This window comes from Actinomadura sp. KC06, assembly GCF_004348735.1.
GTDB lineage: Bacteria > Actinomycetota > Actinomycetes > Streptosporangiales > Streptosporangiaceae > Spirillospora.
In genome coordinates this window covers 42,418-63,527 of the sequence record NZ_SMKT01000023.1, presented here as the reverse complement: position 1 = coordinate 63,527, position 21,110 = coordinate 42,418, and the positions used below count along the sequence as shown (strand labels likewise).

The following is a 21,110-nucleotide window of genomic DNA, read 5'->3' as shown; positions in this document are numbered from 1 at the left end:
TGGCCGGGTCCGGACGGGACCAGCCGGGGTCGCCACCGCGCGTGGCGACCGCGCGGCGACCGCGTATCAGGCGTCCTCCGCCTCCGCCGCCGCCTCCGCCACCTGCTTCGCCCAGCGGTAGTCGGCCTTGCCCGCCGGGGAGCGCTTCATCTCGTCCACGAAGGCGTAGACGCGCGGCACCTTGTACCCCGACAGTTCGCGGCGGCAGTGCGCGTCCAGGTCGCCGGGCTCCGGCTTCGCACCGCCCTCGCCGCCTGCGCCGGACGGCTGGATCACCGCCGCGACCCGGTTGCCCCAGCGCTCGTCCGGGACGCCGGTGACGACCGCGTCGTACACGGCCGGGTGCCCCTTGAGGACGGCCTCGACCTCCTCCGGGAACACCTTCTCGCCGCCGGTGTTGATGGCCTGCGAGCCGCGCCCGTAGACGGCGATCGACCCGTCCTCCTCGACGGTCGCGATGTCGCCGGTGAGCAGCCAGCGCCGCCCGTCCACCTCGGGGAACGTCCGCGCGGTCTTCTCCGGGTCGTTGTAGTAGCCGAGCGCGATGTGCCCGGTGCGGGCGACCTGCCCGATGACGCCCGACCCCGGCTCGACGGGCCGGAGGGCGTCGTCGAGGACGGTCACGTCCGTCACGTCGGGCGCGAACCGCAGCCCCTTCTCGGGGGTCGAGCCCGCGACCGCCTCGGCCGTCGAGCCCGACTCCGTCGACCCGAACCGGTCCATGATGATCGTGTTCGGGAGGAGTTCCTGGACGCGGTCCCGGACGGTCCCGGTGAAGATCGCGCCCGTCGAGACGAAGGCCAGCAGCGACGAGGTGTCGTAGCCGCCGCGGGCCAGCTCGTCCGCCATCGGGACCGCCATCGCGTCACCGGTGATCGTCAGCGAGTTGACCTTCTCGCGGGCGATCGTCCGCCACACGTCGGCGGCGTCGAACCTGCGCGTGTAGACGAGGGTGGCGCCCATGAACCAGGAGATCCACGACGCGACCTGCGCGGCGCCGTGCATGAGCGGCGGGACGGGCATCATCACCAGCGGGCCGCCGTTCCGCGCCATCGCCACGACGTCCTCGGGCTTGGCCGGGCGCGGGAGCGTCGGGTTCCAGAACGCGAACAGCAGGTGCTCGGTCGTCCACATGACGCCCTTCGGCATCCCGGTCGTCCCGCCCGTGTAGATGATGTAGAGGTCGTCGGCGGAGCGGGCGGGGAAGCCGGTGCGGGTTCCGTCCGCGGCCTTCAGCGCCTCGTCGTAGGCGACCGCGCCCGGGATGGACGGGGCGGCGCCGCCGACCGCGATGAGGTGCTTCAGCTCCGGCGCGTCCGGGGCGGTGGCGGCGACCCGGTCCTCGAACTCGACGTCGTAGAGCAGCGCCACGCTGTCGGAGTCCCGGTAGACGTAGAGCAGCTCGCTCTCAACGTACCGGTAGTTGACGTTGATGGGCACGGCCCGGATCTTCAACGCGGCGAGCAGCGCCGCCGCGTACTCGATCCCGTTGTACAGCTGGACGGCGATGTGCCGGCCGGGCCCGACGCCCGCGTCCATCAGATGGTGCGCGAGGCGGTTCGCGTGCTCGTCCAGCTCCGCATAGGTGAGCCGCCGGTCACCGCAGATCAGGGCGACGCGCTCACCGATGGCGTCCGCGACTCCCTCGAACAGGTCAGCGTGGTTGTACTCCATCGGACGTCCTCCGGTGGGTGATCGCGCCTCTACAAGGGAATCAGGGTTTGTCGCTGCCGACGATCCACATCGAGAAGAACTGCGCGCCGCCACCGTAGGCGTGGCCGAGCGCACGGCGCGCACCGTCCACCTGGTGGTCGCCAGCCTGCCCGCGCACCTGCAGCGCCGCCTCCGCGAACCGGATCATCCCGGACGCGCCGATCGGGTTGGACGACAGCACCCCGCCGGACGGGTTCCACGGGATGTCGCCGTCCATCGCCGTCGCGCCCGCCTCGGTGAGCTTCCAGCCCTCGTTCTCGCCGCAGAACCCGAGGTTCTCCAGCCACATCGGCTCGTACCAGGAGAACGGGACGTACACCTCGGCGCAGTCGAGCTCGTTGCGCGGGTCGGTGATCCCGGCCTGGCGGTACACGTCGGCGGCCGCGTCCTTGCCGCCCTGGGGGCTGACGGTGTCACGCCCGGCGAACATCATCGGCTCGGAGCGCATCGACGTGCCGTGCACCCAGGCCGGCCGGTTCGGTGCTCGTTTCGCCGCGTCCTCCGACGCCAGGACCATCGCGCACGCGCCGTCCGACGACGGGCAGGTCTCCAGGTAGCGGATCGGCTCCCACAGCATCGGCGTCGACTCGACCATCTCGCGGGAGATGCCGGGGATCTTCAGGTGCGCGTACTCGTTCAGCAGCGCGTTCTGCCGGTCCTTGACGGCGACGAGCGTGCCGATGTGGTCGGGCGCGCCTGCCCGGCGCATGTAGGCGCGAATGTGCGGCGCGAAGTAGCCGCCCGCGCCCACGACCAGCGACGTCGTGAACGGCGAGTTCACCGTCAGCGCCCACGTCGCGTTCGACTCCGACTGCTTCTCCCACGCCACCGTGAGGACGCGGTCGTGCACGCCGCCCTGGATCAGGCTCGCGGCGACGATCGCCGTGGACCCGCCGACCGACCCGGCCGTGTGCACCCGCATGACCGGCTTGCCGGCGGCGCCGAGCGCGTCCGCCAGGAACGTCTCCGGCATCAGCACGCCCTCGAACAGGTCGGGGGCCTTGCCGACGACGACGGCGTCGATGTCCGTCCAGGTCAGCCCGGCGTCGTCGAGCGCCCGGCGGGCCGCCTCGCGGAGCAGCCCCGGCATCGACACGTCCAGCCGCTTGGTCTTGTACGCGGTCTGCCCGACGCCGATGATCGCGCAGCGGTTAGCCATCTTTCTCTCCCGAGAGGACGCACACCAGGTTCTGCTGGAGGCAGGGACCGGACGACGCGTGCGCCAGCGTCCGGGACGCCGAGCCGTCGTGGATGCGGGCCGCCGCCTCACCGATCCGGATCAGGCCGGCCGCCATCATGGGGTTGGCCGACAGCGCGCCGCCGGACGGGTTGACTCTGACGTCGTCACCCAGCCCGAGCGCCTCGCGCAGGATCAGCTCCTCGTGGCTGAACTGCGCGTGCAGCTCGGCGACCTCCACGCCCGCCGCACCCGCCTTCTCACCGGCGATGCGCGTGGCCTCCGAGCGGGTCAGGTCGCGGACGCCGGGCGCGTGCGGCTCGCTGCGGTGGTCGATCCCCGTGATCCACGCGGGACGTTCGCACAGCTCCCGCGCCTTGTCCCCGGCGGCGAGGACGATCGCGGCGGCGCCGTCGGTGATGGGCGCGACATCGTACGGACGCAGCGGCGCAACGTCGTAGTCCTCGTCCCCCGGCTCCGGCAGGTGCAGCGCGAACGGGTTGTCGTGGCCGGACGCGCGCGACCGTGCCGCGACGGCGCGCAGGTCGTCCTCCTTCACACCCGACCGCTCCATGTAGGCGCGGGCCTGAAGCGCCGCCAGCGACACCGCGTCGATGCCGAGCGGGGCCAGATGGTACGGATCCAGCTGCTGGGTGAGGATCGCTCGCAGATTCCCCTGGGACGACTTCCCGAACCCGTACACGAGGGCAGTGTCGATGTCGCCGTGCAGCAGTTTCACCCACGCCTCGTACAGCGCCCATGCCGCGTCCATCTCGACGTGGCTCTCGGAGATCGGCGGCCACGCGCCGACCGCGTCCAGCGCCGACACGAAAGAGAACGGCGCGCCCGCGAGGTAGTCGCACGACCCGGAGCAGGTGAAGCCGAAGCGTGCCAGGCCCGTCCGCTCCTTGATCTCGGTGATGACGGGGGCGAGCATCTCGATCTCCGCGAGCCCCTCGTCCTCGCCGGTGTGGCGGGTCTGCGCGAAGGCGACCACGGCGATGTCGCGCATCACAGGTAGTCCTTGATCTCGTCGAAGGGGACGTCGGGCTCGTCGAGCGGCTCGAACCACTTGATGTTGTCCATGCTGTGGCCCCATTCCTCGCGGGGTCGCCACGCCGCCTTGACGCGCATGCCCATCCGGACCTGGTCCGCCGGGACGCCCGCGACGAGCGTGAGCATCGTGAGCCCGGCGCCGTCCAGCAGCACGTAACCGGACACGAACGGCACCTCGGGGGCGCGCGGGTCAGGGATGTTGTTGACGGCGAAGGTGGTGACGGTGCCGGTGTCGGGCAGCTCCACCTCCTCGCTCGTCGGGACGCCGTCGCGCGGGCACAGGCCCTTCATCGGGACGATGACCTGCTCGCACACCGGGCACCTGTGCCCGAGGATGCGGCCCTGCGAGACGCCTTCGAGGAAGCGCCGCAGCGCCCGGCCGCCGCGCAGGTCGTACTCCAGCCGCGTCGGCGCGTTGATCAGGGTGACCTCGGGCTGGAAGCACTCGATGTCGCCGATCCCGCCGGTGCGCTCCGGCCGCCAGCGGGGCCGTACGCGCATCCCGGTCTTGAGGAATTTCGGGGGCTGCGCGCCCTCCTCGAAGACGCCGACGTCGAGCGCGTGCAGCAGCGCCGTGTCGGCGCCGTCCGGACGGATCAGCGCCCACGCGAACGGACGGTCGAGCGGATGCTCCTTCGCCGGGCGGGCCACCCATGACCACGTCGTGACCGTCCCGGCCGGGCCGACGCCGACGAACTCGCCCGTCACGTCCTCGCCTGTGTCCGGGTCGTGCTCGGACGGCGGGACGAGCACCCGCCCGTCAGCAGTGCGGACGCCGACCAGCCGTCCGTCGCGCAGCTCGCTGAGGAACCGTCCGATGACCGGGCCGACCGAGCGCGTGTAGCCGCCGGGGAACTCCAGGACGTGGTTCGGCTCAGATGGCCCCGTGCTAGATGACACGGTCGCGGTCCTTCCAGTACGGGTCCCTGAGCTTGCGCTTGAGGAGCTTGCCGTTGGGCTCGCGCGGCATCGTCTCGATGAAGTCGATCGACTTCGGCCACTTCATCTTCGCGAGCCGGCCCTCCAGCGACGCGAGGATCTCCTCGGCCAGGGCCGAGCCCGGCTCGACGCCCTCGGCGGGCTCGACGACGGCCTTGATCTGCTCGCCCCACTCCTCGTCCGGGATGCCGAACACGGCCACGTCCGCGACCTTCGGATGCAGGATGATCTCGTTCTCGATCTCGGCCGGGTAGATGTTCGCGCCACCCGAGATGATCATGTCGGACTTGCGGTCGGACAGGAACAGGAACCCGTCGTCGGTGAGGTAGCCGATGTCGCCGACGGTGAAGAAGTCTCCATCCATCGAGGGGGGGCGACCCCCCACACCCCCCGGATATTTGTGGAGGCGGTTCTTCTCCGTCTTCTCCTTGTCGCCCTTGTACTCGAACTCGACGCCCATCATCTTCATGTAGATCGTGCCGTGAGTTCCGGCGGGGACGGGCTCGCCATCGTCGTCCACGATGAGCAGCTCGCTGATCGGCCACGCGTTCCCGACCGTCCCGGGGTGGGCGCGCCAGTCGGCGGGGCTGGCGATCGTCCCGCCGCCCTCGGTCGCCGCGTAGTACTCCCAGATGCAGTCGCCCCACCAGTCGAGCATCTGCTGCTTGATGGGCACCGGGCACGGCGCCGCCGCGTGGATCGCGTGCTTCATGCTCGACACGTCGTACCGGGACCGGACGTCCTCGGGCAGCGACAGCAGCCGCTTGAAGTGCGTCGGCACCATGTGGGTGTTGCTGACGCGGTGCTCCTGGATCATTCTCAGGGTGTCCTCGGCGTCCCACCTGTCCATGTAGACGAGCGTGTGCCCCATGTGCAGGGCGGTGCCGCCGAACTGGGTGACGGCCGTGTGGTAGTTCGGCGAGGTGATCAGATGGGCCTGCTGCGCGCCGCCCGCCGGGCGTCCCGGCGTAATGCCGAACATGCCGAGCAGGAACGTCATCAGCTCGGCGCTGTCGTCGGGGTCGATGCCCATCAGCGCCCGCTTGACGCCCTTCGGCCGCCCGGTCGTCCCGGACGTGTAGTGCATCGTCGCGCCGTTGCTCCGATCGTCCGGCAGCGTGTCCGGCCGACCCTCGACCAGTTCCTCGAACGCGCGGAACCCGTAGACGCGCCCGAACGCGAACCGCCGCCGCGCCTCGATCTCCTCACCGGCCCGCGCGCCCTCGGCCGCGTACCGCTCGTGGACGAAGAACGCCTTCGCCTCGCTGTCGGCGACGATGTAACCGATCTCCGGACCGGTCAGGTGCCAGTTGACCGGCGTGTAGTACCACCCGGCCTGCAGCGCCGCCAGATACAGCACGAGACCTTCGGACCCGTTCGGGACGAGCCCGCAGATCCCGTCGCCCTTCTCCAGCCCGAGCGCGCGAAGCCCGTGGACGAGCCGGTTCGCGCGGGCCAGCAGATCGCCCGCGGTGTGCTCCGTCCCGTCCGGGTCGACGGCCGCGACCCACTCGGGATCGGCCTGCGCCAGCCGCCAAAAGCCCAACGACCCCATCGGCTCTCCCTCCGCCGTCCGGAGCCAAAGTAGATCACGTTCTCGTTTTCCATATCAAGCCCTACCAGCAAGGCGACGCCTTAACTAGAATCTGTTCTTATTTCCTGGACTCTGGAGGGACCGTGGCGGAACGGCTGCCGATCAGCACCGAGCACTGCGTCATCGAGCGCGACGGCCATGTCGTCACCGTCACGATGAACCGTCCCGAGGCGCGCAACGCGCTCAGCTCCGCCATGCTGGTGGGCCTCGCCGACGCCTGGGCCTACATGTCGGAGACCCCGGACGTCCGGGTCGGCATCCTCACCGGGGCCGAAGGCACCTTCTGCGCCGGCGCCGACCTCAAGGCGATGGGTCAGCAGCCGTCCGACCCGCGCGTTCAGGAACGCATGGCGCAGATTCCCAACTTCCACTGGAAGGGGTTGCTCCGCGAGGGGCGTCCGACCAAGCCCCTGATCTGCGCGATCGAGGGCTACGCGGTCGCCGGAGGAACCGAGCTTCTCGTCGGCACCGACCTGCGGGTCGTCGCCGAGGGCGCGACGCTCGGCCTGTACGAGGCGATGCGCGGCCTGTTCCCGATGGGCGGCTCCGCGATCCGGCTCCCCCGCCAGATCGGCTACGCCAACGCGATGGACATCCTGCTCACCGCCCGCTCGGTGACCCCGCGGGAGGCCCTCGCCATGGGGCTGATCAACAAGGTCGTCCCGGACGGCACGGCGCTCGCCGCGGCCCGCGCGCTGGCCGACCAGGTCGCCGCGTGCGGGCCGCTCGCCGTCCAGGGCATCCTGCGCACCTACCGCGAGACCGAGCACCTGTCCGAGGAGGACGCCTTCAAGATCTCCGACGAGATCGGCTGGCCGGTCATCGGCTCCGCGGACGCCAAGGAGGGCTCCCGCGCCTTCAAGGAGAAGCGGCCGCCCGTTTACCGGGGCGAATGACCTCGGCCTCCGCCGGAGGCTCGGCTTCGGCGCCGATGGGCGGCAGCCCGCGCAGCAGCCACGCGGACAGCACGGCGAGGCCGACGAGCAGGACCGCGCTGACCGTCCCGACGACGCCGAAGCCGGTGAGGAACGCGTCGCGCGCGCTCTCCAGGAAGGCGGCCGCGGCGGCGGGCGGAAGCTCCCCGGCGGCGGTGGCGGCGTCGCCGATCGAGTCCCGCGCGGACGGCGGGACGCCCTCCGGCACCGAGATCGCGGCGCTGAACACGGCGGTGCCGAGGCTGCCGAGGGAGGCCACCCCGAAGGCGATGCCGAACTCGCCGGACGTCTCGGCCATCGCGGACGCGGCCCCGGCCCGCTCCGGCGGGGCGGACCCGGCGACGAGCGAGATGCCGAGGGCCCCGAGCGGGGACATGCCGAGGAAGCCGACCGTGACCCCGATCATCAGGACGAGGGTGTCGCCGGCCCAGGCGGCCGTCAGGAACCCGCCCGCCGCCGGCACCAGCCCCGCCGCGATGATCGTGCCGGGCCGCACGCGGCGGGCGACGATCGGGGACAGGAGCGAGCCCACGACCAGCGCCAGCGCGGGCACGGCGAGCCACAGCCCCGCACGCAGCGGCGACAGTCCCTCGATCATCTGCAGGTACTGGCTGATGAACAGGTAGAGCCCGCCCTGGATGACCATTCCCGCCAGCAGGATCACCAGTGCGGCGCTGAACGTCCGGCTGCGCAGCAGGCGCAGGTCCAGCAGCGGGTCGGCCAGGGCGCGCTGGCGCCGGACGAACAGGACCCCGAACGCGACCGCGACCGCCGCCGCGCCGTACGCCCACGGGCGCGCGGGGTCCTTCGCCACCTCTTTGAGGGCGTAGACGGCGGGCAGGGCGGTGGCCAGGAACAGCGGCACGCTGGGAAGGTCGAGCCGTCCCGACTCGGTGCCGCGGGACTCGGGCAGCAGCAGCGGCGCGGCGACGAGCAGGACGACCATGACGGGCACGCCGATGAGGAACAGCGAGCCCCACCAGAAGCGCTCCAGCAGCGCGCCGCTGATGACCGGGCCGAGCGTGCCGCCGCCCATGAAGCAGGCGGTGAACACCCCGATCGCCATCGCGCGCTGCCGCGCGTTGCGGAACATGACGGTGATCAGGGCGAGCGCGGAGGGCATGAGGGACGCGCCGGTGACGCCCAGCAGCACCCGGGCGGCGATCAGCATGCCCGGGCTGGCGGAGTAGGCGGCCAGCACGGACGCGCCGCCGAACGCCACCGCCCCGATCATCAGCAGCCGCCGGCGGCCGATCCGGTCGCCGAGCGCGCCCATCGTGACCAGGAAGCCCGCGATCATGAAGCCGTAGGCGTCCATGATCCAGAGCATTTCGGTGGGGCCGGGGCGCAGGTCCGCGGTGAGGTGCGGGAGGGCGAGGAACAGCGCGGTGGCGTCCAGGGCGAGCAGCAGGGTGGCAAGGGCGAGCACCGCCAGGCCCGCCCATTCCCGTGCCCCGGCTCTTGCCGTAACGGTGGTTGTCATGGTGAAGACCTCTCTCCGGATATCCGCAAGGTCTGTTCACAGTCGGCCCGGAGCGTTATGGCCGCGTTATGGCCCGCTTCGGATGGCGTTACGGCCGGGCTACCTTGGAGTCATGCGCTTTGGGGTACTGGGGCCGCTGGAGGTCCAGACCGACGAGGGACGCGCGGTCCCGATCCCCGAACGGAAGGTCCGTCTCCTGCTGTCGTCGCTGCTTGCCGCGGGCGGGCGGCCGGTGTCGTCCGAACGGCTGATCGGCGACGTCTGGGGCGACGCGCCCCCCGGGCGGCCCGCCGACGCGCTGCGGGTGAAGATCTCGCAGCTGCGCCGCGCGCTGGCGGACGCCGAGGACGGCGGCCGCGCGCTGGTGCGGGCGCGGGCGCCCGGCTACCTGCTCGCGGCCGACCGGGTCGACGCGCGGGACTTCCAGACCGCCCTCGCCCGCGCGCACGGCGTCGCCGACCCGGCCGCGAAGGCGTCGCTGCTCACCGACGCGCTCGCCCTCTGGCGCGGGGTCCCCTTCGCCGACTTCCGCGCGGAGGACTTCGCCCTCGGGGCCGCCGCCCGGCTGGAGGAGCAGCGGCTGACCGCGCTGGAGGAGCTGGCCGGGGCACGGCTCGAACTGGGCGAGCATCACGCGCTCGCCGCCGAGCTGAACGACCTCGTCGCCCGGCATCCGCTGCGGGAGCGCCTCACCGCCGCGCTCATGCTGGCCCTCTACCGGTCCGGACGGCAGCACGAGGCGCTGGAGTGCCACCTGCGCCTGCGCGACCGGCTCCGCGACGAGATGGGCCTCGACCCCGGCCCGGAACTGGCGGACCTGTACCAGGCGATCCTGCGGCAGGACCCGCGGCTCCGGGCGCCCGCGGTCGCGCCGGTCCCGCGCTCGAACGTGCCCGCTCCCCTCACCGAGCTGATCGGACGCTCCGCGGCGGTCGGCGACGTCGTCTCCCTCGCCGGCGAGGCGAGGCTGGTGACGCTCACCGGCCCCGGCGGCGTGGGCAAGACCACGCTGGCCCTGGAGGCGGCGCGGCGGCTGGGCGGCTCCGTCCCGCACGGGGTGTTCCTCGCCGAGCTGGCCGAGCTGCCGCGCGGGACCGTCTCGCCGGACAAGGTCGCGGAGGTCCTGGCCGAGGCGCTCGCGCTGCGCGAGGACGCCACCGCCACCGCGACCGAGCGGCTCGCCTCGCTCGGCGACCGCCGGCTCCTGCTCGTCCTGGACAACTGCGAGCACGTGGCCGAGCCGGTCGCCGAGCTCGCCGGGCTGCTGCTGAGATCGGGACCGGGGCCGCGGATCCTCGCCACCGGACGGGAGCCGCTCGGCGTCCCCGGCGAGCGGCTGTACGCCGTGCCGCCGCTCGCCGTGCCGGGCCCGGACGAGACCGACCCCGCCGCGCTGGCCGAGGCCGCGTCGGTGCGGCTGTTCACGGCCCGCGCGGCGGCCGCCGCGCCCGGGTTCGCGCTCGGCCCCGGCAACGCGGCGGCGGTCGCCGACATCTGCCGCCGCCTGGACGGCCTCCCGCTCGCGCTGGAGCTCGCGGCGGCCCGCGTCCGCGCGCTCGGCGCCGAGACGCTCGCCGCCCGCCTGGACGACCGGTTCCGGCTGCTGCGGTCGCAGCGGCGGGACGCGCCCTGGCGCCAGCGCACGCTGCGCGCGGCGATGGAGTGGAGCTGGGAGCCGCTCGGCGAGGCCGAGCGGGCCGTGCTGCGCCGACTGGCCCTGCATCCGGGCGGCTGCACCCTGGAGGCCGCCGAGAAGACGTGCTCCGGCGACGGCGTGGACGCCGCCGAGATCATGGACGTGATGGTCGGGCTGGTGGACCGGTCGCTGGTCATGGCGGCGGACGGGCCCGGCGGGGTCCGCTACCGCTTGCTGGAGTCGGTCGCGGCCTACGCCCTGGAGCGGCTGGACGAGGCGGGCGAGCACGACCGCGCCGAGCGGCGCCGCGACGCGTACTACACCGTGCTCGCCGAGTGCGCCGCGGAGTACCGCACCGGGCCCGCCCGGCTGCGCTGGCTGGCCCGGCTGGACGCCGACGCCGCCAACCTGCGCCGGGTCCTGGAGAGCGCGGGACGCCGCGGCGACGACGCCCTCGCGCTGCGGCTGACGGCGGCGCTGGCCTGGTACTGGATCGAACGCGGCCGGGCCGGGCACGCCCGGCTCTCGCTCGGCGCCGACCTCGCCGCGGCCGCCACGGCGCAGCACCTGTCCGCCCTGGCCGCCGCGCGGGACGCGGGCGACGCCCCGGGGATCGCCGCCGCGCTGGAGGGGCTCGCCGGCGCCCAGGTGCTGGCCGGGCGCGGCGACCACGCGGCCCGGCTGCTCGGGGCGGCGGCGACCGTCCGGCCCGCCGCGCCGGTCGGCGATGACCCGAACGGACAGATCCTCGCGGCGGTGCGCGCCGTGCTCGGGGACGCGGCGTTCACGGGCGCGTTCCAGGCGGGCCGTGACCTCGCCCCCGAGCAGGCGGTCGCCGACCTGTGACCGTGCCGGGCGGCGACGGGCGGGTCAGGCGCCGGTGATGGCGTTGAGGCGCTCGATCGCCTCGACGTATTCCTCGATCAGGTCGTAGACGACCTGGGCGGCCGGTTTGACCTGGTTCATGGAGCCGACGATCTGGCCCACCGGGAAGGTGACGAGTTCGCCGTCGCCGGAGCGGGCTATGCGGGGCAGGGCGTCCGCGATCAGCATGAACTGCATGGGCATCGGGAGGTAGCCCGGGGAGTTCTCGCTCTCCCACGCGTCCGTCCAGGCCGTCTTGAGGAAGCGGGCCGGTTTGCCCGTCCAGGCGCGGGAGCGGACGGTGTCGCGGGACGTGGCGTCCAGCAGTTTGGGGAGCGCGCGTTCGGGGGTGTCGGCCTCGTCGACGGTCAGCCAGATGGAGCCCGTCCAGACGCCGTCTGCGCCGAGGGCCATGCCCGCGGCCATCTGGCGGCCGCGTCCGATGCCGCCCGCGGCCAGGACGATCGTGTCGTCGCCGACGGCGTCCACGACCTCGGGGATGAGGACCATCGTGGCGACGTCGCCGGTGTGGCCGCCCGCCTCGGTGCCCTGCGCGACGATGATGTCGACGCCGACGTCCACCTGCTTGCGGGCGTGCCGCGCGTTGGACGCGAGGCCCGCGACCTTGACGCCGTGCCGGTGCGCCTCCTCGACGACGTCCGCCGGGGGCGGGCCGAGCGCGTTGGCGAGCAGCGCGATCGGGTGCTTGAGGGCGACCTCGACCTGGGGGCGGGCGGTGACGTCCGTCCAGCCGAGGAGGGCCTTGCCCGCCTGCTCGGTGGGCGGCTCGACGCCGTGCTCGGCCAGGAGGTCTTCCAGAAACGCCTTGTGCTCGGCGGGGATCATGCCCTGGAGCTTGCCGAGCAGTTCCTCGGCGTCGCCCATGTCGGCGCCCTCGTACTTGGCGGGCATGACCACGTCCACGCCATAGGGCTTGCCGCCGACGTGCTCGTCGATCCACTTGAGTTCGAGTTCGAGTTCCTCGGGGGTGAAGTGCAGGGCGCCGAGGACGCCCATGCCGCCGGCGCGGCTCACCGCCGCGACGACGTCGCGGCAATGACTGAACGCGAAGATCGGGTACTCGATGCCGAATAGTTCGGTGACTCGTGTCCGCACATCCCCGACCCTAGGCCCGGATCTCCAAAACTGCAACAGGTTCTAGTTGCGAAAAGCATGGTTGTGCTGGGTTAGAGGTCTGTCTAGAACAGGTATCAGTGAGGGTCCTGGGTCGGTTCGGCGGACGGGGGCGTGTCGCCGAACTTGCCGTCAGGACGGCGCGGGGCCGCGGGCCGCGGGGGTTCGCGGCGGGTGAAGGTCACGTAGGCGCCGAAGGCCAGGAGGGTCAGGCCGATGAGGATCGCGGCGCCCGGGACGTAGACGCGGACGCTGTTGATCTGCAGGGCCTTGCCGTTGGCCATGTCGACCAGGCTCCGCTGGTCCTTGCCGATGGTGACGAGGTCGGCCTGCGCGACGATCATCGAGCCCTTGCCGTCCGGGGTCCGGAGGGTGTTGCGGATGTTCTTGCGGTGCTTGACGGGGATGCCGGTGCGCGGGTCCACCCAGACGGTGTTGTACGCCTCGGCGTACCGGTCGACCTTCTGGTCTCCGGCCTTCGCCGGGAGGCCCAGCATCCGCGCGGGCAGCTTGACGTCGAGGGCGGAGGTCTTCGTCAGGGGGACGGCCTGCGTGTAGCGGTACGCGCTGAGGCCCTGAACCTCTTCGACGGCGTTGAACCGCATCGGCGCCGTCTGCTTCGTCGTCATGTCGTAGAAGTCGTAGTCGCGCTTCTCGACGTTCGCGATGGGGAACAGCAGCCCGTACCCCGACATCCGGACGCCGCCGTTGCCGTCGACGTGGGCGCCGCAGCAGTTGACCAGCCGGGCCGTCCGGCGGTCGAAGGCGATCCGGAAGCCCTGGATCTGGATGGGCTTGTCCGGGTCGGCGGTGTCGTAGATGTTGGTGGTGGAGTCCCAGACCGCGAGGTCGTCGTCCGTGTTCGCCCGGACGTCGCCGCGCACGGTGTTCTTGGCCAGGAGCGTGACGCCGGTCTTGAGCTTGAGCTGGGCCTCGTCGAAGTACGTGGAGTTCTTCGACTCCAGCCGCGTCACCTCGTAGCGGTTCAGCGGCGCCACCACGACCCGGTCGGCCACGTAGAAGCGGACCAGCGGCGCGAGCGTGAGGAAGAAGGCTCCCAGGCCGATCAGGATCAGGCCGACCTGTCGCCGCATGAACACCTCCGGGGCCCGCCGACCGTCCGGACCCCGCCGACCGGGGGGACCGTGCCCGGCACCTTACCGTTTCGGATACTGGCCGGTAAGCTCCGCGGCACCCGTCCCGAACCGCGAGCCGACTGCGAGGTGGCCATGTCCGCGGCGCCGCAGATCTCCGGGCGCCAGGACACGCTGGACGGGGTCCGGGCGGTCGCCGCGCTGGGCGTCCTGGTGTTCCATGTGGCGAGCTCCGCCGGTTCCATCACCAACCCGGCCGGCGCGCGGTGGCTGTTCAACGGCGGCCAGGTCGGCGTGCCCGTCTTCTTCGTCCTGTCGGGGCTGCTGCTCTACCGGCCGTGGGCGGCGGCCGTGCTGGACGGACGGCGGCCCGCCCCGCGCGTCGGCGAATACCTGTGGAAGCGCTTCTTCCGCATCATGCCCGCGCTGTGGGTCGTGGTCGTGTTCTTCATGCTCACGGCCGGACGGGACCACATCGACGACCCGCTCACCTGGGGCTCACTGCTCACGCTCACGCAGACGTACCTGCCCGACCCGTGGTGGAACGGCAACCTGGGCCCCGCGCATCTCGGGCAGTTGTGGAGCCTGGTGGTCGAGGTCGGCTGGTACGTCACGCTGCCGTTCACCGCGGCGGTCCTGGCCTGGTGGGCGCGGCGGGCGGGCGGCGACGACGTCGGGGTGCGGGCCAAGCGGCTGCTCGCCGGGATCGGGGCGTATGCGGCCTTGTCGCTCGTCTACACGGTGGCCATGTTCGTCCCGGAATGGCACGCGCAGATGGGGGTGTGGCTGCCGCGGTTCTTCGTCTGGTTCGCGGTCGGGATGGCCCTCGCGGTGGTGACGGTGTGGGCGCGGCTGGACGAGCGCCGTCCCGTCGCGGCGATGTGCCGGGCCGTGTCGGACTCGTGGGCGGCGTGCTGGGTCGCGGCGGCGATGCTGTACGTGGTGTCGGCCACGCCCGCGACGGGCCCGATCGGGCTCCAGCACTCGGACACGTTCTGGACGTCCGCGCTCCACATGATCGTGCACGGGCTGTGCGCGACGGCGCTGGTCGCCCCGGTGGCGCTGGCCCCGCCGGACCACCCGGTGCTCGGCGCGGCGCTCGGGAACCGGGTGATGCGGTTCCTCGGCCGGATCTCCTACGGCCTGTTCCTGTGGCAGTCGCTGATCATCGTCGGCTGGTACGACGCTATGGACCGGGACTTCCGGGGGAACGTCGCGACGGATCTGCCGCTGATGGCGGCGGCGACCATCGCAGCGGCGACCCTGAGCTACTACCTGGTGGAACGTCCGTTTCAGGCGGTGGCTCGGCGGCGCGGCGGCCGTTCCCGTCCGGTCCCGGCCCCGGCGCGGTCCAGCTGAGCGCGATCCGTCCGCCGGAGTCGCCGCCGGACGGTCCGGGCCGCCACAGCTCGGCCGCGACGCGTCCGGCGACGGCGAGCCCGAGGAGCTGCGGAGCGATGTCGCCCAGGAGCCCGGACGGGGCGGACGGGTTGCCGATCGCGTCCAGCCACGCTCCGGCGGCGAGGCAGGCCGTCCCGGCGAGCATCGCGGCGGCGGCCGTCCAGGGTGAGGCGATGGCGCGGGCGGCGGCCGAGGGGGCGGGGCGGGTGCGCGCCCAGCCGCAGCCCGCCGCGACCGCGGCGGTGACGGCGAAGCCCGGCGCACCGGCGATCCAGCCGCCGAGCGCGGCGGCCAGCCCGATGGCCGCCCATGCGGGCCAGCCCTTTCCAGTCGCGGGCTCGCGCAGTTCTTCCCGCTTTCCCGGTCTTCGGGGCCGGACGGCGAACAGGAGCAGGACGAGTAGCAGGCTGAGACCTGCGACGACGGCGACGCGCTGCGCCTTGTCGGGTTCGTAGGCCAGCTTCACGACACCGCTGGTCCCGGCCGGGACGATCCAGCCCTGCTTCCACCCGTCCAGGCGGACGGGCCGCAGGTCGGTGCCGCTTACGGTGGCGCGCCAGCCGGTGTTGAAGTTCTCGTTCACGGTGAGGAACGAGGTCGTCGCGGCGTCCACCTTCAGGCTGCGGGAACTCGCGCCCCAGCTGGTCACCTTCACCGGCTGCGGTGCGGTGGCGGCGTCCCGGGTGACCGGTTTGGTTCCGACCGTCACCGTGTCGATGCGGTACGGGTCGAACGGCGCGGCCGTGAGACGGTTCGGGCCGGGCGCCAGCGTCGCCTGCGTGCAGGAGGTGAAGCGGAGCGGACGGCCCGCGAGCAGGTCGCCGAACGTGCCCTGGGCCTTCGTCGGGACGTCGGTCGTCCCGATCCGTACCTTCGGGCCGAAGCCGCAGGCCAGGCGCAGGGGAAGCGTCCGCACGTCGGGCATCGGTTTCACGCCGGGGATGGTGAGGTCGGACACCTGGATCGGCTGGGGACGGCTTCCCCGGAAGAACGTGAGCGTCAGCCGGTCGGTGGTCATGGGAGCGAATGACAGCCTGCCCCGGTCGTCCGACAGGCCCTCGCGCGTCTCGCCGCCGGCGCCCGTGACCCGGATCCGGACCGGGCCCGCCGCTCCGGCCGGACGCCCCACCGTGATCGCCGACAGCCGCTTACGCCCCTTCCATCGCACGTTGAATTTCGGCGAGAGGTCGTCCTGCCCCGCGATCCAGGACGTCGCCGGGTCGCCGTCGAAACCCGACCTCGCCTGGTTCGCCGGATGGCCCGAGAGGACCGAACTCGCGGTGACGGACGGTTGGCCCTTCACAGTCGTGAATCGCTCGATCAAGGGGCGACTGGTCAGGGTCGCCGTCCCCGTCACGGGCGCCTTGGCGGACGACGCGGACGTGAACGTGCGGTCGAATCCCGGGCCTTCCTCGTCCATGGAGCCGAGGGACGGCCAGCACACCCAGCGCCGACTGCCCTTCATGCATTCGGCCATCGCGCCAGGGGTTCTGCTCATGACGTAGGTGGCCGGGCCGTTGATACCGGCGGGCGCGGGGAGCGTGTACGTGCGCGTCGGTTTCACCCCGGCGATGGATACCTCCGCCACCGCGGCCTTCGCGAAGACCGGGAAGACGGGCTGGGACGCGAGGCCGGTGATGCGCAGCCGCAGCCAGCGGGTCGGGCCCGCCGGGGCGCGGAGCGCTTGGGCGCCGCCCGTCCGCTGGACGCTCTGTTCGACTCTCCCCTTCTCGGTCTCGACCGCGACACGCGAGACGGGCGGCCCGTTCGACACGTCCGGGACGAACGCGGCGGTGAGTCCCCGCACGTCCCGGGGACCGTCGAAGTCGACGCGCAGCCACTGCCCGACCGGCCCCTTCCAGCCGCCCGTCTCCCAGGCGGTGAACGGGTTGCCGTCGAACGCGGCGAACGGCGTCGCGCCCGGCTCGCGCAGCAGCGGGAGCACCTCGTCCCCGGCCGCCGAGGTGGACGCCGTGACGTCGCGGACGCCTCCGCCGTAGGCGACGTGAGTGGCGTACCGCTTCCAGCCGTCATCCAGGACGTCGGCGGCCTTGCCTCGGTGCGCGGCAGTCAGCGTCGGCGACGTCTGGTGCAGTTCGCCGAAGTTGCGGCGGAGCAGCCGGGGCGAGTCGGTCACGACGGGGGCGCCCTTGAGGCCGGGGGCGTCGTCGTCCAGGAGGACGGGTCCGGCGGGCAGGGCGTCGTCGTCGGCCATGGCCAGCAGCGATTCCGGTCCGCCGTACACGCGGACGGGGGCTGTCGCGTCCGCGAGGGTCGCGACGTCCGCCGCGTCCTCGACCTCGTACACCTCCAGCGCCGGATACCTCTGGTCGACGGACGACACGGCGTCGTCCGCGTCGCCGCCCACCGGCCCGCCGAACGAGGCGACCTGGTGCAGGCCGGGGGAAGCGTCCAGTGCCATGTGAAGGCGGGCGGGCCAGGCGCCCCGCAGCGTCTCCCGCCGCAGATCGTTGCGGACCAGCACGTACCGGACGCCCATCCGGCCGAGGAAAGCGCTCAGCCCCGGCGATCCCTGACCCGACCTGACCTGCTGGTCGATCGCGTCCAGCGCCCGCGTGTAGCCGGGCGACCCGGCCGGGACGAGCTGCCGGACGCCCCACCGCGCCGTCAGCAGCGGCTGGACGATGTCGTCCATCGGACGGCCCCACAGGTACTCGCCGAACGGCGCGCCCGGGACGGCGAGCACCCCCTGCCGTCCGGCCCGCGCGTTGAGCCACGACGCCGCGTCCCGCCAGTAGCCGGGCACCTCCTTGAACTCGCCCGGCCCGGTGAGCCCGTGCGAGGCGGCGGTGACGCCGACGCCGCCGATCGCGACGGCGGCGGCCACGGGCAGGCTGACCAGCGCTTTCAGCGAGCCGCCGAACGCCGGACGCCGGGCCGTGGCGAGCAGCCGGGCCAGGCCGAGCGCGAGCGGCAGCCGGACGACCGCGTCGAACTTGTGCAGGTTGCGCATCGGCGCGAGCGGGCCGTTCAGCAGGTCGCGGAGCTGCCCCGCGAACGGGCCCGGGATGTCGCTGACATGCCCCATGGACAGGATCGCCAGCCCGGCCAGCAGCGTGACCAGCAGGAACGTCCGCTCTGGGAGCGGCTCGCCGGGCCGCCGTCCGAGCAGGCCCGCGAGGCCGAGCGCGGCGACGACGCCCGTGCAGACGATCGGCACAGGACTGACGGAGAGGCCGTGCCCGACCGGCCACCACACCTGGCCGTCCACGATCAGGTAGTTGACCCAGCGCTCCGCGCCGCGCAGGACGTTGATCAGGCCGGTCGGCCCGGTCGTCGTCTCCGCCTTCTCGGTGTAGGTCAGCCACGAGAACCCGTACGTGCCGGTGAGCAGCAGCGGGACCAGCCACCATGCCGCCGCCGCGCCCGCCGCCGCCGACCACCACGCGAGCGTCCGCACCCGGAACGACCGCCCGCGCGGCCGCGTCACGACGTACAGGACCGGGACGACCAGGACGGCGACGGTCGCGGTCGCGTTGATGCCGCCGCAGCAGGCGATCGCCAGCCCGGAGCGCGCCGCCGCCCGGACCCGTCCGCACTCCCCCGCCACCGCGCTGACCAGCGGCAGGACGATCCACGGCAGCATCGCGACCGGCAGGTACTCCGACGAGATCTGCCCGAGCGTCGCCAGCCCGCTCGGGGCGAGCGCGTACGCCATCGCCGCGAACAGCCGCGTCCAGGGGCGGCCGACGCCGAGCCGTCCGGCCAGCCGCCGCATGCCGGTGAACGCCAGGCACATCAGCAGCGAGAGCCAGAACCGCTGCGTGATCCAGGCGGGCATCCCGATCAGGTCGCCGAGCGCGAAGAACGGCCCCATCGGGAACAGGTAGCCGACCGCCTGGTTCTGGAGCTGGCCGAACTGCTCGGGGTCCCACAGGTGCAGCGCCCGGCCGAGGAACCCGAGCGGGTTCACCGCCATGTCGATCTTGGTGTCGGCGAGGATCGCGCCGGGACTCGTGCCGAACGCGAGCGCGGTCAGCGTCAGGCAGCACGCGACGACGCGCAGCCGTTCCCGCAATTGCTGGTGCAGCCGCTCGCCGGCGTCCGCGTCCGGTCCGTCCGCCATGCTCCCCTTCACCCGGGCCCGCGGCGGTCCCGGACGGCGGCGGCGACGAGGTCGCGCATGCGGGCGGCCGAGCGCGCCCAGTCGAACTCCCCGGCCCAGGCGCGGCAGGCGGCGGCGACCTCGCCGCGGCGGCCGGGGTCGTCCAGTTCTTTGAGCGCCCGTTCGACGACGTCCGCGTAGTGGTCGTCCGGGTGGGCGAGCCATCCGGTGATCTCGTCGCGGACGGCGTCGCGCAGGCCGTCCACGTCGCAGGCCACGGTCGGGACGCCGAGCGCGGCGGCCTCGATCACGCTGAGCCCCCAGCCCTCGCCCTGGGACGTGCTCAGATGCAGGTCGGCGCGGGCGACCAGGGCCGCCTTGGTCTTCTCGTCCACATATCCGTGCGCGATGACGACGCCGTCCAGGCCGCTTTCGGCGATCCCGGTTTTCAGCGCGGGAGCCTCTGGCCCTTCACCGATGACGTGAAGCTTGAGCCCGGGACGGCTCTGCGCAAGCCGTTGCGCGACGTCCAGCAGAAGGTCCAGGCGCTTGTGCGGGACGAGCCGTGTCACGCAGACCAGATCCGGATCACCGGCGGGCTCCGAGACCACGCCGATGGGTTCGGCGACCAGTGCGCCGTTGGGCACGACATAGGTAGGCCCAGTCCAGGACAGCCTTTCCCTTACAGCGCACAGCGTGGACGGCGAGACGACAACGAACGCATGACGCCGGTACGTCCAAAGGCTCACCGGGCCTTCGAGGATCCGTCCGATCCGGGCCAGCCACGTCGGGAAGTACAAGTCGAATTGAGCGTCGTGCACATGGTGGACGACGCAGAGCACCGGCACGCGGCGAGGCAGCACCCACGGTGTGAAGAACGGGATGCCGTTCTGGCAGTCGATGACCGCGTCGAACGAACCGCCCCGCCGAAAGCGGCGGGCCAGCATCCACAGCAGGACGAGCGGATACACGGTGAACCGTCCGCCGAGGCGCACGAAATCGACGTCCTCGACCCGCTCTCTGCGTTTCTGCCCGCGCGCCCTGCACGTCACGTACTGGACGCGGGCCCCTTCACCGGCGAATCTGCGCGCGATCTCCCAGGCGTAGCGTTCGGCCCCGCCCGCGGCGGGGTGCCAAGGGTCCCGCCAGTTGACGACGGCCAGCCGAAGGTTCACGGGATCTCCACCGGCGTCCGCGGGACCCGTGCTCATCCCGGTTTGACGGTCGAGGGCGCGGGCGGGGAGATCACGTCGACGATCGGCACCGGAGGCAAGGAGGAGATGACGGGCGTGCGCCTGACGCGGGCGCGGATGCGGGCCAGATCGAGGAGGCACTGCAGCGAATGCCGCCGCACGGAGAACGTCGAGCCGGGACGGTCGCGCCACACCACCGGAATGTCCGTCACGGACGCTCCCCGCCGCACGCAATGGGCGAGGAGTTCGACGTCGAACGAGAACCCCGCCGTGCGCAGGTCGGCCGCGGCGGCCCGCGCCAGGGGCCCGTCGAAGAACTTGAACCCGCATTGCGTGTCGGCGATGCCGCCGGCCAGGTCGCGGACGATCCGGTTGAACGTGATCGCGCCGAGCCGCCTGACCGGCAGCGAGTACCCCTGGACGACCGACCGACCGTGGCGCCTTGACCCGACCACGACCGGGCGGCCCTCGCGCAGCAGGACGATGGCTTCGTCCAAGGCCGCGAGGTCTGTTGCCATATCGGCGTCCATGAAGCCCACGTACGGGGCGCGCGTCGCCAGCAGCCCGGCCCGGACCGCGGCTCCCTTGCCCCGCCGCTCGCAGCGCATCAGCCGGACTGGAACGGTCCCGCCGTCCCAGGACCGGACGATGGCGTCCGTGCCGTCGGTGCTGGCGTTGTCGACGACGATGACCTCCGCGCGCGCCGGGAGCCCGGCGAGCTTGCCGCAGAGCAGGTCGAGGCCCGCCGGGAGCCGGCCCGCCTCGTTGAAGGCGGGAACGACGATCTCCAGGACGGCGGGGCCGCCGCGCCAGGTCCCCATCAGG

General features: G+C 72.6%; 13 protein-coding genes and 1 pseudogene. 3 read left to right on the top strand and 11 right to left on the bottom strand.

What is annotated here, in order from left to right; translation table 11 throughout:
• Window positions 1–66: 66 nt before the first annotated feature.
• Genes E1287_RS10710 through E1287_RS10690 form a run of 5 tightly spaced genes read right to left on the bottom strand, consistent with a single transcriptional unit; the run spans window position 67 to window position 6,440 of the window.
• Window positions 67–1,674, bottom strand: a complete 1,608-nt coding sequence (locus E1287_RS10710) for an acyl-CoA synthetase (protein ID WP_131964722.1) — start codon at window positions 1,672–1,674, stop codon at window positions 67–69.
• 40 nt (window positions 1,675–1,714) lie between these two features.
• Complete coding sequence (locus E1287_RS10705) at window positions 1,715–2,872, bottom strand: thiolase domain-containing protein (RefSeq protein ID WP_131964721.1); 1,158 nt, start codon at window positions 2,870–2,872, stop codon at window positions 1,715–1,717.
• Entirely contained in the window at window positions 2,865–3,902 is a 1,038-nt protein-coding gene (locus tag E1287_RS10700; RefSeq protein WP_131964720.1) for a thiolase domain-containing protein, read from the bottom strand. Before E1287_RS10700 ends, E1287_RS10705 begins: the two co-directional genes overlap by 8 nt.
• Window positions 3,902–4,846 (bottom strand): OB-fold nucleic acid binding domain-containing protein, encoded by a 945-nt coding sequence (locus E1287_RS10695; RefSeq protein ID WP_131964719.1) that lies wholly within the window; start codon window positions 4,844–4,846, stop codon window positions 3,902–3,904. Before E1287_RS10695 ends, E1287_RS10700 begins: the two co-directional genes overlap by 1 nt.
• Window positions 4,836–6,440: an acyl-CoA synthetase gene (locus E1287_RS10690; protein ID WP_131964718.1), complete on the bottom strand. Its 1,605-nt coding sequence runs from the start codon at window positions 6,438–6,440 to the stop codon at window positions 4,836–4,838. The genes E1287_RS10695 and E1287_RS10690 overlap by 11 nt, the downstream gene beginning before the upstream one ends.
• A gap of 122 nt (window positions 6,441–6,562) precedes the next feature.
• On the opposite strand from E1287_RS10690, the gene E1287_RS10685 reads away from it, so the two are divergent.
• Window positions 6,563–7,375: a crotonase/enoyl-CoA hydratase family protein gene (locus E1287_RS10685; protein ID WP_131964717.1), complete on the top strand. Its 813-nt coding sequence runs from the start codon at window positions 6,563–6,565 to the stop codon at window positions 7,373–7,375.
• Here E1287_RS10685 and E1287_RS10680 read toward each other — a convergent pair.
• Window positions 7,338–8,897: an MFS transporter gene (locus E1287_RS10680; RefSeq protein WP_131964716.1), complete on the bottom strand. Its 1,560-nt coding sequence runs from the start codon at window positions 8,895–8,897 to the stop codon at window positions 7,338–7,340. The genes E1287_RS10685 and E1287_RS10680 overlap by 38 nt on opposite strands.
• 112 nt (window positions 8,898–9,009) lie before the next feature.
• On the opposite strand from E1287_RS10680, the gene E1287_RS10675 reads away from it, so the two are divergent.
• The gene (locus tag E1287_RS10675) at window positions 9,010–11,379 is read left to right on the top strand and encodes a BTAD domain-containing putative transcriptional regulator (protein ID WP_131964715.1); all 2,370 of its coding nucleotides are present in this window, start codon (window positions 9,010–9,012) and stop codon (window positions 11,377–11,379) included.
• A 24-nt stretch (window positions 11,380–11,403) separates the two neighbouring features.
• On the opposite strand, the gene E1287_RS10670 is transcribed toward E1287_RS10675, so the two are convergent.
• Both E1287_RS10670 and E1287_RS10665 read right to left on the bottom strand, forming a co-directional pair.
• Window positions 11,404–12,513 (bottom strand): nitronate monooxygenase, encoded by a 1,110-nt coding sequence (locus E1287_RS10670; RefSeq protein ID WP_131964714.1) that lies wholly within the window; start codon window positions 12,511–12,513, stop codon window positions 11,404–11,406.
• A gap of 95 nt (window positions 12,514–12,608) precedes the next feature.
• On the bottom strand, window positions 12,609–13,625 hold the full coding sequence (locus tag E1287_RS10665; protein WP_131964713.1) for a DUF3068 domain-containing protein: 1,017 nt from the start codon (window positions 13,623–13,625) through the stop codon (window positions 12,609–12,611).
• A 135-nt stretch (window positions 13,626–13,760) separates the two neighbouring features.
• Between E1287_RS10665 and E1287_RS45525 the strand changes: the two genes are divergently transcribed.
• Window positions 13,761–14,984, top strand: a complete 1,224-nt coding sequence (locus tag E1287_RS45525) for an acyltransferase (protein ID WP_131964712.1) — start codon at window positions 13,761–13,763, stop codon at window positions 14,982–14,984.
• Between the two features lie 2,104 nt (window positions 14,985–17,088).
• Here E1287_RS45525 and E1287_RS45520 read toward each other — a convergent pair.
• The 3 genes and pseudogenes from E1287_RS45520 to E1287_RS10645 all read right to left on the bottom strand — a co-directional run.
• A pseudogene (locus E1287_RS45520) lies at window positions 17,089–19,113 on the bottom strand (alpha-(1->3)-arabinofuranosyltransferase family protein); the annotation flags it as partial.
• Between the two features lie 8 nt (window positions 19,114–19,121).
• Window positions 19,122–20,267, bottom strand: a complete 1,146-nt coding sequence (locus E1287_RS10650) for a glycosyltransferase family 4 protein (protein ID WP_243718826.1) — start codon at window positions 20,265–20,267, stop codon at window positions 19,122–19,124.
• A gap of 32 nt (window positions 20,268–20,299) precedes the next feature.
• Entirely contained in the window at window positions 20,300–21,106 is an 807-nt protein-coding gene (locus E1287_RS10645) for a glycosyltransferase (protein ID WP_131964709.1), read from the bottom strand.
• Window positions 21,107–21,110: the final 4 nt, after the last annotated feature.